At 71.9% G+C, this 12,192-nt stretch carries 12 protein-coding genes; 9 read left to right on the top strand and 3 right to left on the bottom strand.

Annotation, left to right across the window (positions count from 1 at the left end; translation table 11 throughout):
* Positions 1–4: 4 nt before the first annotated feature.
* The gene (locus BMW85_RS37580) at positions 5–718 is read right to left on the bottom strand and encodes a DUF5667 domain-containing protein (protein ID WP_143082534.1); all 714 of its coding nucleotides are present in this window, start codon (positions 716–718) and stop codon (positions 5–7) included.
* A gap of 56 nt (positions 719–774) precedes the next feature.
* On the bottom strand, positions 775–1,440 hold the full coding sequence (locus BMW85_RS37575) for a sigma-70 family RNA polymerase sigma factor (protein WP_091091355.1): 666 nt from the start codon (positions 1,438–1,440) through the stop codon (positions 775–777).
* Positions 1,441–1,618: 178 nt separating this feature from the next.
* Here BMW85_RS37575 and BMW85_RS37570 point away from each other — a divergent pair, with 178 nt between their 5' ends.
* A complete protein-coding gene (locus BMW85_RS37570; protein ID WP_091091353.1) occupies positions 1,619–3,226 on the top strand; it encodes a putative quinol monooxygenase in 1,608 nt (535 codons plus the stop codon).
* Between the two features lie 23 nt (positions 3,227–3,249).
* Here the strand turns inward: BMW85_RS37570 and BMW85_RS37565 are convergent, their stop codons facing one another.
* Positions 3,250–3,486: a glutaredoxin family protein gene (locus tag BMW85_RS37565; RefSeq protein WP_091091351.1), complete on the bottom strand. Its 237-nt coding sequence runs from the start codon at positions 3,484–3,486 to the stop codon at positions 3,250–3,252.
* Between the two features lie 114 nt (positions 3,487–3,600).
* On the opposite strand from BMW85_RS37565, the gene BMW85_RS37560 reads away from it, so the two are divergent.
* The 8 genes from BMW85_RS37560 to BMW85_RS37525 all read left to right on the top strand — a co-directional run bounded on the left by BMW85_RS37560 (position 3,601) and on the right by BMW85_RS37525 (position 12,192).
* The gene (locus BMW85_RS37560) at positions 3,601–4,278 is read left to right on the top strand and encodes a redox-sensing transcriptional repressor Rex (protein WP_091091349.1); all 678 of its coding nucleotides are present in this window, start codon (positions 3,601–3,603) and stop codon (positions 4,276–4,278) included.
* Positions 4,275–5,531, top strand: coding sequence for a glutamyl-tRNA reductase (locus BMW85_RS37555; protein ID WP_091091347.1), 1,257 nt, complete (start codon positions 4,275–4,277; stop codon positions 5,529–5,531). The genes BMW85_RS37560 and BMW85_RS37555 overlap by 4 nt, the downstream gene beginning before the upstream one ends.
* Positions 5,528–6,442 carry a hydroxymethylbilane synthase gene (gene hemC / locus BMW85_RS37550; RefSeq protein WP_091091344.1) on the top strand — a complete coding sequence of 305 codons (915 nt, stop codon included), beginning with the start codon at positions 5,528–5,530 and terminating at the stop codon, positions 6,440–6,442. Before BMW85_RS37555 ends, hemC begins: the two co-directional genes overlap by 4 nt.
* A gap of 35 nt (positions 6,443–6,477) precedes the next feature.
* Entirely contained in the window at positions 6,478–7,998 is a 1,521-nt protein-coding gene (locus BMW85_RS37545) for a bifunctional uroporphyrinogen-III C-methyltransferase/uroporphyrinogen-III synthase (protein ID WP_091091341.1), read from the top strand.
* The gene (hemB, locus tag BMW85_RS37540) at positions 7,995–8,978 is read left to right on the top strand and encodes a porphobilinogen synthase (protein ID WP_091091340.1); all 984 of its coding nucleotides are present in this window, start codon (positions 7,995–7,997) and stop codon (positions 8,976–8,978) included. The genes BMW85_RS37545 and hemB overlap by 4 nt, the downstream gene beginning before the upstream one ends.
* A gap of 132 nt (positions 8,979–9,110) precedes the next feature.
* Positions 9,111–9,740 (top strand): bifunctional DNA primase/polymerase, encoded by a 630-nt coding sequence (locus BMW85_RS37535; RefSeq protein WP_091091338.1) that lies wholly within the window; start codon positions 9,111–9,113, stop codon positions 9,738–9,740.
* Positions 9,741–9,796: 56 nt separating this feature from the next.
* A complete protein-coding gene (gene hemL, locus BMW85_RS37530; protein WP_393187780.1) occupies positions 9,797–11,077 on the top strand; it encodes a glutamate-1-semialdehyde 2,1-aminomutase in 1,281 nt (426 codons plus the stop codon).
* 197 nt (positions 11,078–11,274) lie between these two features.
* Positions 11,275–12,192, top strand: coding sequence for a LysR family transcriptional regulator (locus BMW85_RS37525; RefSeq protein WP_091091333.1), 918 nt, complete (start codon positions 11,275–11,277; stop codon positions 12,190–12,192).

The raw sequence follows: 12,192 nt of genomic DNA, 5'->3' as shown, positions 1-12,192 counted from the left end.
CTACCTACTGTGGCGCGACCAGACCTTCGATGTAGTGCAGATAGCCCTCCGCCTGGGCCTGTTGGTCGCCGTTGAGCTGCGGAAGCATGGGGCTGACCATCTCTTTCTGATCCCGCGCGAATTTCTTGATCTTCGGCGAGCGCGGCTCGGCCCGTTCGAGCCGGCTGATGCCCGAGCGGGTGGAGTCCTCCATGTCCTTGAGCGTCTCGCCGACCAGCGGGCCGTCGCCGGCGGAGCCGAGCAGGCTGGCGACCTCCTTGGCGCGGGTCTTGGCGGAGTCCAGCTCGCGCTCGCCGCGTTGGGCGTCGTCGGCGCTGAGCCGGACGAGGGTGCTCTCGGCGGCCCGCTTGAGCGGGTAGAGCGAGTCGCCGGGCACCGACTGGTACGTCGCGAACGCCGAGACCATCATCCCCGCCGCCAGCCCGAACGAGGCCAGGTGGGACAGCATCGGCCGCCTGCGCGCGGGCCGCCGGGAGGCGCGGGGGCGCGCGTGCCGGCCCGGGGAGGAGGGGACCGGCGTGCCGGAGGAGAGCGAGGGCAGGTCGGCGGCGGAGACGGAAGGGAACGGGTACGGCGACTGCTCGGCCCGGTGACGGGAGATCAGCTCGGCGCGCAGCCGCGCGCGGAAGGCCGGCTCCGGGGCCCCGCCGATGGGCAGGCTCCGCAGCTCGGTGAGATGTTCGAGCACGCGATCCCGCCGCCTGCGCGCCCTACCCATGACAGTCGCCTCCGTCTGGCCGTGACACCTGCCTAACGACGGGTGGTTGGTGGAGGTTACGCCAGGTCGTGCTTGAGCGCTCGGGCCAGCGCGCGGATGGCCCGGAACTGCAGCGCTTTGATCGCTCCACTCTTCTTCCCCATGATCAACGCGGTTTCCGCGAGCGAGAGTCCGTGCAGGAAACGCAGGACGACCACTTCCTGCTGTTCGGGATTGAGCTCTCGTACGGCCCGCAGCACCCGGTCGTTGATGATGGCCGTGACCACGGCGTTCTCCGGGATGTGCGAGCCGTCGAGCGGAACGTCGATGATCTCCCCGGTGGGGATCTCCAGCCGATATCGCCCCGATTTGAAGTGATCCGTCACCAGGTTTCGGGCGATGGTCACGAGCCAGGCGCCGAAATCGCGGCCCTGCCAGGTGAAGTCGGCGATCCTGCGCAGCGCCCGCAGGAAGGTCTCGCTGGTCAGGTCCTCGGCGAGCTGATGAGAGCCGACCCGGAAGTAGATGTAGCGGTAGACGAGGTCCACATAGCGGTCGTAGAGCGTGCCAAACGACTCCGTGCAGCCGTTCTTGGCGTGCAGGACGAGCGACCGCACATCCACGTCGGCGGCTGCGTCCACCTCGGGTTCCGGCGCTTCTTCGCGCACGGCGAACTCGCCCGTCCGGGCAGGTGCAGCGAGCGCTGGCACCAGCAGCCCGGCGAACGGTGACGAGTCAGGCATCCGGTATCCCTAGGGGTAAGGGGTGCGGCGTGCTCGAACACTCTAGAAATCAACCGGAAATTCCACAATCCACAACGTGCTTGCATGACTTGGCGTAACCGCCGGATACCGTGAGGATCGACCTGTTCCCTCTTCGGCTACCGGCTGGGAGGCATCGTCCGGCAGCATTGGAGTCACCATGGAGATCCTCGTTGCTGTCCTCGGGTTCGCCGGTGCGCTCCTCGCCGCCTTCGCGACAGGCGCCCTGATCAAAAGGCTGCGTGACGAGCCCGAGGGCTGGCTGATCGGCTGGGCCGTCGCGGCCGGGGCGCTGTTCCTGTCGCTGGCGGTGGTCGGCATCGGCAGCCTGCTCGGGTTCGGGGCGGTGACGTTCCGGATCTACCAGGTGACGGGGTCGCTGCTCGCGCCGCTGTGGCTGGCCGTCGGCATGATCCAGCTCCTCGCCGAGCGGGTGCCGCCGCGCTTCCTGTCGTGGCTGATGGGCATCGCGCTGACGATCGTCACCGGCGCCATCATGCTCTTCGATCCGCTCAAGTCCCAGGAGATGGGCAAGACCCCGCCCGCGGGGTCGGCTCTCTGGGGCATCTTCCCCGGCTACCTGCTGATCGGCGTGCACGCCGTCGCCGTGGTGATCATGCTGGCCATGCTGGTGGTCGCGGCGCTCAAATGGCGCAATGGCGACGAGTACGACACCGACAACCTGCACGCCTCCCTGGTGATCGCCCCCTCCGGGATCGCCCTGGTGGGCGCGATGCGCTTCACGGTGCCCCCGCTGTTCACCACGGCGCTGCTCGCGGTGGCCGCGGCGGCGATCTGGTACACCGTGCTGCGGCCGCTCGCGCCGTACGACGACGAGGACGACGACTTCGACGACCGCGACGCCCCCGCCCGGCGCGGCCAGGACGCAAGGGCCGGCGCTCGGCACGGCCACGACGCCCCCGCGAGGCACGGTCACGACGCCCCCGGGCGGCACGGCCCCGATGCCGGCGCCCGGCGCGGCCACGACCAGCGCGGCGGGCCGCAGGAGGACCACGACCGCACCGTCCCGCGCGGGCGCCGGGCCATGCCCGAGCCCGTGCCGGCCGCCGACCTGCCGCCCGCCCCGCCCCGCCGTCCCACCGGCCTCGGCGACCTGGTGGCCGAATACCGCGCCGGCGAGCGCGACGTCGACTACGCCGCCCGCATGGCGCCGCCCCCGCCCGAGGACGGCCCCGCGACCGGCTACATCATGAACGGCGGCCCACTGCCGGGCGGCCCCTCGGGCCAGCAGCAGTTCGGCGGCCCCTCAGGCCCGCAGGCCATGCCGTCGCGCGGCCCCGAGTACGCGATGCCGCCCACTCCGCCGCCGGCCGGCCCGGCCACCGGCATGCTCTTCTCCGGCGCCGACCTGTTCTCCCCGTCCGGTCCCCAGCAGCCGGGCGGGCAACTGGGCGGGCAGCCCGCCGGGGGCCGCCTGTCGCCGAACATCTACGGCCTGCTCACCGTGTTCACGATCATGGACGGCGCGGGCGAGGCGTTCGACCGGCTGGCCGAGGCCACGGTCGAGGGCGTGCGCCGCGGCGAGCCCGACACACTCGTCTACGCCTGCCACTCCGTCAAGTCGGCCCCGCTGCAGCGCATCGTCTACGAGCTCTACCGTGACGAGGTCGCCTACCGCGACCACCAGCGGCAGCCGCACGTCGAGCGGTTCGTGACCGAGCGGCAGTCGATGGTGCTGGCCACCAACGTCATCGAGCTCGACGTCAACGCCGCGAAGGTGGTGCCCCTCCCCACGGTGTCGTACTGAGCAGGGTCACGTACTGAGCACGGTCACGTGCTGAGCGCCGCGCGCAGGCGGGTCTCGTCGACCCGCCAGAAGTCGTGCTGCACGCCGTCGATGAGCGTGACCGGGATCATCTCCCAGTATTTCTCCCTCAGCTCCTCGGAGGAGTCGATGCTGATCTCCTCCCAGGGGACGCCCAGCTCGCCCGCCACCCGGGCGATGACCTCACGCGCGTCCTCACACAAGTGACAGCCGGGCTTGCCGAGCAAGGTGATGCGGTGCATATGGCAACCGTACCCCCGCTACTTTGTGCATCGGTTCACAAAGGGATTAACCTGAAAGACGGTTCTAATCCATCCCCGCGGCTCCCCGCCGCCCGTCCCCTGGAGCTCCGGCGCGTGAAGAGCACGTCCCAGCCCCGTGACCGAGGCATCCCCGAGGCGACGGTCGCGCGGCTGCCGCTTTACCTGCGGGCGCTGCACGGCATGGCGGAGCGGGGCGTGGCGACGGTCAGCTCGGAGGACCTCGCCGGGGCCGCCGGGGTCAACTCCGCGAAGCTGCGCAAAGATCTGTCACATCTCGGCTCCTACGGCACCAGAGGCGTAGGCTATGACGTCGAGTACCTCGTCTACCAGATCTCCCGCGAGCTGGGCCTGACGCAGGACTGGGCGGTCGCCATCGTCGGCGTCGGCAACCTCGGCCGAGCGCTGGCGAACTACGGCGGGTTCGTCTCACGCGGCTTCCGGGTGGCGGCACTCATCGACGCCGACCCCGAAGTCGTGGGCGACACCATAGCGGGGTTGAATGTTGAGCACATCGACGAACTGGAAGCCGTCGTCAAGCGGCGGGGAGTCTCGATCGTGGTTCTGGCGACACCGGCGGAAGCGGCGCAGGCGGTCTGCGATCGCGTGATCGCCGTGGGCGTGACCAGCATCCTCAACTTCGCCCCCGTGGTGCTCTCCGTCCCGGACACCGTCGACGTCCGTAAGGTCGATCTATCCATCGAACTGCAGATTCTCGCGTTCCACGAGCAACGCAAAGCTGGAGGGCCACTCATGGCGGTGGACAGTCAATGAGCATTCTGGCCATCGGACTCAGCCACCGCACCTCGCCGGTGGCGCTGCTTGAACGGGTCTCACTCACCGGCGACCGGCTGGTCAAGCTCCTCCACGACGTCCAGCACGACACGTCCGTGGCCGAGGCCATGGTGGTGTCGACCTGCAACCGGGTGGAGATCTACGTCACAGTCGACCGGTTCCACGCCGCCCTCACGGCCGTGACCGGTCTCCTCGGCGTGCACACGGGCGTCACGGTCGAGGAGCTCACCCCGCACCTCTACGTGCACTACGAGGAGCGCGCGGTCGAGCACCTGTTCTCCGTGGTGTGCGGCCTCGACTCCATGGTGGTCGGCGAGGGCCAGATCCTCGGCCAGGTACGCCAGGCGCTCAAGCTCGGCCAGCGCCAGGGCACCGTCGGCGCCACGCTCAACGATCTGGTGCAGCAGGCGCTGCGGGTCGGCAAGCGGGCCCACACCGACACCGGCATCGACCAGGCCGGCGCCTCCCTCGTCACGGCCGGGCTGGCGCTGGCGGGCGAGATCGCGGGCCGGCGGGCGCTGGTGGTCGGCGCGGGCTCCATGAGCTCGCTGGCCGCCGTCACGCTCCAGCGCGCCGGGGTCACCGACATCGTCGTGGCCAACCGGACGTACGAGCGGGGCGCCCGCCTGGCCGCCAACGTCGGCGGCCGGGCCGTCGAGTTCTCCGCCATGCCGGCCGAGCTGGCCGGCGCCGACATCGTGATCACCTGCACCGGAGCGGGCAGGCACATCATCACGCCGGATATGCTGGGCGGACCCACGTTTCTGCTGGACCTCGCGTTGCCGCACGACGTCGACCCGGCCGTGCGCCGGGTGCCGGGGGTCCGGCTGGTCGACCTGGAGACCATCCAGGAGTCCGGCATCGGCTCACGGGAGGTCGACGCGGTCGCGTCCGTGCGCGCCCTGGTCGTCGAGGAGCTTCGTGCCTACCTCGACGCCGAGCGCGCAGCCAAGGTCACCCCGACCGTGGTCGCGCTGCGGAGCAAGGCGGCGGGAGTGGTCGAGTCCGAGCTCGGCCGGCTCCTGATGCGCGTGCCCGACCTCGACGCCCGGGCGCGCGACGAGGTCGCGATGACCGTGCAGCGCGTCGTGGACAAGCTGCTCCACGAGCCCACTGTGCGTGTCAAGCAGCTCGCGACCTGCCCGGGAGGCGATCATTATGCGGAGGCGCTGCGTGAGCTGTTCAACCTGGACCCGAAGATGCCCGAGGCCGTGAGAGAGGTGGAGCTGTGACGCCCGAACCCCTCAGGCTGGGCACGCGCCGCAGCCAGTTGGCGACCGCCCAGTCCCAGATGGTGGCCGACGCCTACACCGAGCGCACCGGGCGAGCGATCGAGCTCGTCGGGGTGACCACGTTCGGCGACGTGACCAAGGCCCACCTCGCGCAGCTCGGCGGCACCGGCGTGTTCGTGAGCGCGCTGCGCGACAAGCTGCTCGACGGAGAGATCGACTTCGCCGTGCACTCGCTGAAGGACCTGCCCACCAAGCAAGACCCGCGCTTCACCCTGGCCGCGCTCCCGGCCCGGCACGACCACCGCGACGCGCTGATCGCGCCCTGCAAGTTCGCGGACCTGCCGCCCGGCTCGCGCGTCGGCACCGGCTCGCCGCGTCGCGTCGCCATGCTGAGCGCGCTCCGTCCCGATCTCGAGTACGTCCCGATCCGCGGCAACGCCGACACGCGCATCAGCAGGGTCACCTCCGGCGAGCTCGACGCGGTCGTGCTGGCCACGGCCGGGCTCAACCGGCTCCGCCGGGCCGCCGAGATCGCCCAGATCTTCGAGGTCGAGGAGTTGCTGCCGGCTCCCGGCCAGGGCGCGCTCGCGGTCGAGTGCCGCGCCGACCTCGCCGACATCGTCGCCTTCCTCGGCGTGCTCGACGACCCGCGCACCCGTTCGGCGGTGGCCGCCGAGCGAGCCGTCCTGTCCGCGCTGGAGGCGGGCTGCTCGGCGCCCGTGGGTGCGTACGCGGTCGATGACGGGCACACTCTGAACCTGACCGCCACGGTCGTCGCGCTCGACGGCCGCGAGGCGGTCCGCAAGTCCACCGCCGGCTCTCCTTCTGAGGCTGACAGCCTGGGCCGCCGCCTCGCGGCCGAGATGATCTCCGAAGGGGCCGACAGATTGATGGGGGAGCATTCCCATTGAGCTCCGATAGTCCAACCTCCGGTCTCGTCGCCTTCGTGGGCGCGGGCCCCGGCGACCCCAACCTGCTCACGCTCCGCGGCGCCGAGCTGCTCGGCAAGGCCGACGTCGTGGTGCTCGGCGAGGAGGCGCACCGCGTGCTGCTGCGCCACGCCCGCGAGGGGGTGCAGGTCGTCGAGGGCGACGACGCGCTGACGGGCCTCGTCAAGCGCGCCAAGGACGGCGGGCTCGTGGTGCGCCTGTGCCCCGGCGACCCCATGCTGTTCTCCTCGATCACCGAGGAGGCCGCGGCCTGCGCCGCGGCGGAGGTGGACTTCGAGATCGTGCCCGGCGTCCCGCCCGCGACCGCCGTGCTCACCTACGCCGGCATCCCGCCGGCGACGGCCGTGCCCGAGTTCCGCGTCGTGGACGCCGCGCAGGAGCAGGACTGGTCCTCCCACGCCGCCTGCCCCGGCACCCTGGTCATCTACAACGGCATCGGCGAGGCCGTGTCCATCGGCAAGGCGCTCATCGCGGGCGGCAGGCCGGACACCACGCCCGTCGCGGTCAGCAGCGGCGGCACCACCACCGAGCAGTACACCGTCGTGTCCTCGCTCGGGCGGCTGCAGGCCGACCTCAAGCACGCCGGGTTCACCGAGCCCGCGCTGATCGTGGTGGGCGAGGCCGTGGGGCAGCGCGACAAGCTGTCGTGGTTCGAGACCAAGCCGCTGTTCGGCTGGCGGGTGCTGGTGCCCCGCACCAAGGAGCAGTCGCGGAGCCTGTCGGAGCAGCTCATCTCCTACGGCGCGGTGCCCGAGGAGGTGCCGACCATCTCGGTCGAGCCGCCGCGCACCCCGCAGCAGATGGACCGCGCCATCAAGGGCCTGGTCACCGGCCGCTACGAGTGGGTGGCCTTCACCAGCGCCAACGCCGTCAAGGCGGTGCGCGAGAAGTTCGAGGAATACGGCCTCGACGCCCGCGCCTTCGCCGGGCTCAAGGTGGCCGCCGTGGGCGAGGCGACCTCGCGCGCCCTCGTCGAGTTCGGCGTCAAGCCCGACCTGCTGCCCTCGGGCGAGCAGTCGTCCGAGGGGCTGGTGGCCGAGTGGCCGCCGTACGACTCCATGCTCGACCCGATCAACCGGGTGCTGCTGCCGCGCGCCGACATCTCGACCGACACGCTGGTGGCCGGGCTGACCGAGCTGGGCTGGGAGTGCGACGACGTCACGGCCTACCGCACCGTGCGGGCCGCGCCGCCGCCCGCGCCCATCCGCGAGGCGATCAAGGGCGGCGGGTTCGACGCCGTGCTCTTCACCTCCTCCTCGACGGTGCGCAACCTCGTGGGCATCGCCGGCAAGCCGCACAACGTGACCGTGATCGCGGTCATCGGGCCGCAGACGGCCAAGACCGCGGAGGAGTTCGGGCTCCGGGTGGACGTCATGGCCGACAAGCCATCCGCCTCTGCGCTGGCCGCCGCCGTGGCCGAGTACGGAGCCAAGCAGCGCCAGGCGGCGCTGGCCGCCGGCGACACGCCGCGCAGGCCCTCCCAGAACCGCCGTGGCGCGAGAAGGAGAGCCAGATGAGCGCACGCTTCCCCGTGGCACGCCCCCGCAGGCTGCGCGGCACTCCCGCGCTGCGCCGGATGGTGGCGGGCACCAGGCTCGACGCCGCCGACCTGATCCTGCCGGCGTTCGTCAAGGAGGGCATCGCCGAGCCGCAGCCGGTGGCCTCGATGCCCGGCGTGTTCCAGCACACCTCCGACTCGCTGCGCAAGGCCGCCCACGAGGCGGCCGAGGCGGGCGTGGGCGGGCTGATCCTGTTCGGCGTCCCGGCGGTCAAGGACGCGCGCGGCTCGGCCGCCGACGACCCCGACGGCGTGCTCCAGAAGGCGCTGCGCGAGGTGAGCGCCGAGGTCGGCGACGCGCTCGTGGTCATGGCCGACACGTGCCTCGACGAGTTCACCGACCACGGGCACTGCGGCATCCTGACCCCGTCGGGCGACGTCGACAACGACGCCACGCTGGAGCGTTACGCCTCCGTGGCGGTGGCCCAGGCCGACGCGGGCGCCCAGATGATCGCGCCGAGCGGCATGATGGACGGCCAGGTGGGCGCCATCCGCGCCGCGCTCGACGGCGCCGGCCACGCGGGCGTGCCGATCCTCGCCTACTCCGCGAAGTACGCCTCCGCCTTCTACGGCCCGTTCCGCGACGCCGCCGAGTGCGCGCCGCAGTTCGGCGACCGCGCCACCCACCAGCAGGACCCCGCGGGGCCGCTGGGCGAGGCGCTGCGCGAGATCCGGCTCGACCTGGCCGAGGGCGCGGACGCCGTGATGGTCAAGCCCGCCCTGGCCTACCTCGACATCATCGCCGCCGTCCGCCGCGAGGTGGACGTGCCGGTCGCCGCCTATCAGGTGAGCGGCGAGTACGCGATGGTCGAGGCGGCCGCGGCCAACGGCTGGGTGGACCGCGAACGGATGATCATGGAGTCGCTGGTCGCCATCAAGCGGGCCGGCGCCGACCTGATCCTGACCTACTGGGCCACCGAGGTGGCACGGACGCTCTAACCAAGGGGTTTCCCGTCAACTTGTGAGACCTGTGCGTTAGAGTGCGATGACAAGTGCTGGTGTGTCCCGCGTGAGCGAACGCCCGCCCGGAGCCGGGACCTCTTCAGGCGCGGGACTCGACGGGAGACACCAATGGTGGGGGTACCTCTGGCTCGGCGTACCAAAAAGCGGGCGCGGCCCACGCGCATCGCGACCGTGCTCGACTACGCGGCGATGGGCTGGCCCGTGGTTCCGGGCGCCTATCCGCTGCGCACCGGGCCCCGGGCGTGCTCGTGCGACCGGCTCGGCTGTCCCGACCCCGGCGCCCATCCGCTCTCCCCGGCCTGGCCGCTGCTCGCCACCACCGACCCCGCGCAGCTCTCCCGATGGTGGCAGGCCGAGCCCGAGGCGGGTGTGATCCTGCCCACCGGCCGCGTCTTCGACGTCTTCGACGTACCGCTCGCCGTCGGCCTCACGGCGCTCACGAGGATCGACGAGGCGGGCGCCCACTCCGGCCCGGTCGCCGCCCAAGGCGACCGGGTCTTGTTCTACGTGGCCACCCGCGGCAACCCCGAGGACGAGGACGAGTGGTGGTCCTGCCACCTCGACTGCGACCCGGCCGCCATCGACGACACGCCCGGTCTGCGCTGGCACTGCCGCGACAGCTACGTGCTCGCGCCGCCCTCGCACCTGCCCTTCGGCCGGCAGGTCTCCTGGCTGCGGCCCCCGGACGGGCGGCCCCTGCCCGACCCGCTGCGCATCCTGGAGTGGCTCGCCGACTGAGCGGCCCCTCACTCCTGGGCGGCCCCGGGCCCGACTAACCTGGTCGGGTGAGCCGCATTGAGAGATCCGAGGACCTGTTCGCCCGTGCCCGCCGGATCGTGCCGGGAGGCGTCAACTCCCCGGTGCGCGCGTTCGGCGCGGTCGGCGGCACCCCCCGCTTCATGGCCGCCGGCCAGGGCCCCTACATCACCGACGTCGACGGCAACCGCTACGTCGACCTGGTGTGCTCCTGGGGGCCGATGATCCTCGGCCACCGCCATCCGGCGGTCGTCGACGCGGTCTCCGAGGCGGTCGCCCACGGCTTCTCGTACGGCACCGCCACGCCCGGCGAGGTCGAGCTGGCCGAGGAGATCGTCTCCCGGGTGGCGCCGGTGGAGAAGGTGCGGCTGGTCAGCTCGGGCACCGAGGCCACGATGAGCGCGGTGCGGCTGGCGCGCGGGTTCACCGGGCGGTCCAAGGTGATCAAGTTCGCCGGGTGCTACCACGGGCATGTGGACGCGCTGCTGGCCTCGGCCGGCTCGGGCGTGGTGACCTTCGGGCTGCCGGACACGCCGGGCGTCACCGGGGCGTCGGCGGCGGACACGATCGTGCTCCCGTACAACGACGTGGCGGCCGTCGAGGAGGCGTTCGCCCAGGCCGACATCGCGTGCGTGATCACGGAGGCGTGCCCGGCCAACATGGGCGTGGTGCCGCCGCGCGACGGCTTCAACCAGCGGCTGCGCGAGCTGTGCACGGCCCACGGTGCGCTGCTCATCGTGGACGAGGTGCTGACCGGCTTCCGCGTCTCGGCGGCCGGCTGGTACGGCCTCGACCCGGTCGAGGCCGACCTGATGACGTTCGGCAAGGTGATGGGCGGCGGGCTGCCGGCGGCGGCGTTCGGCGGCCGGGCCGAGGTCATGGCCTACCTGGCGCCGGAGGGGCCGGTCTACCAGGCGGGCACCCTGTCGGGCAACCCGCTGGCCTGCGCCGCGGGCCTGGCGACGCTGCGGGCGCTGGACGAGGCCGCGTACGCGAGGGTGGACGCCGCGGCGCTCGCGGTGGGCGACGCCGCCGCGCAGGCGCTGGGCAAGGCCGGGGTGCCGCACCGGCTCCAGCGGGCCGGCAGCCTGTTCTCGATCTTCTTCACCGACGCCGAGGTGACGAACTTCGCCGAGGCGAAGACCCAGGACACCGGCGCGTTCACCGCGTTCTTCCACGCGATGCTGGACCAGGGGGTCTACCTGCCGCCGTCGGCGTACGAGGCGTGGTTCCTGTCGGCCGCGCACGACGACGAGGCGATCGAGCGCGTCGTCGCGGCGCTGCCCGCCGCCGCCGAGGCGGCAGCGGCCGCGCAGTAGCGCGGCGCCGCGCTCAGCGGGCGGGCTTCTGGTAGCGGATGCGCTGCTCGCGAGCCTGCTCGGCGAGCTCCTTGAGGTACGAGGGAGTGGCGGGCTGCTGCTTCTTCGACTTGATGATTCTCATGCATCTATTTTCATCTGCTACACAATCAACCACAAGCGAGACTTTCTACGCTAAACCCTTTAGTCTGGCTTACATGTTGGACCTGAACCGCCTCAAGGCTCTGCACGCCGTGCACGTCTACGGCTCGGTCGGCGCGGCGGCGGACGCGCTCATGGTCACGCCCTCCGCCGTGTCGCAGCAGATCGCCAAGCTGGAGCGCGAGACCGGCGCCCGGCTCATGGAGCGCAACGGCCGCGGCGTCCGGCTGACCGACGCGGCCGGGCTGCTCGCCGAACACGCCGAGCGCATCCTCGCCCTGGTCGAGACCGCCGAGGCGGACTTCGAGGCGCTGCGCGGCGAGGTCGTCGGCCGGCTCAACGTGGCCGCCTTCCCCACCGCCGCCCGTGGCCTCATGCCGCAGGCCCTGGCCGCGCTCCGCGGCCGCCATCCCGACCTGTGGATCCAGCTCAACGAGCGCGAGCCGGAGCGGGTCGTGCGCGACGTCGCCAGGGGCGAGCTGGACCTCGGCATCGTCCAGGACTGGCTCAACCGGCCCATGGCGCTGCCCGACGGCCTGTCCAGGGCCACGCTGCTGGACGACATCGCGGACGTGGCGATGCCCGCCGGGCATCCGCTGGCCGCCTCGCGTGAGGTCGAGCTGGCCGCCCTGCACGGCGAGCGCTGGGTCAGCTCCACGCCCGGCACCGTGTGCCACGACTGGCTGGTGTTCACGCTGCGCAACGCCTCGCTGGAGCCGGAGATCGCCTGCCTGGCCGACGAGTACCCGACCCAGCTCGCGCTGGTCGCCGCCGGGCTCGGCTGCGCGATCGTGCCGCGGCTCGGCCGCTACGTGCCCGAGGGCGTCGCCATGGTGCCGATCAGGCCGCGGCAGGCCCGCCGTATCTACGCCGTCTGGCGTGCCGACGCGGCCCGCCGCCCGGCCATCAGGGCCCTGGTCGACACCCTGATGGAGGTCAGCAGGGAGCAGGAGAACGCCTGGGCCGTGCGCTGA

The sequence above is a fragment of the Nonomuraea wenchangensis genome (assembly GCF_900111685.1).
GTDB lineage: Bacteria > Actinomycetota > Actinomycetes > Streptosporangiales > Streptosporangiaceae > Nonomuraea > Nonomuraea wenchangensis.
This window is presented reverse-complemented; position numbering and strand designations above follow the sequence as displayed.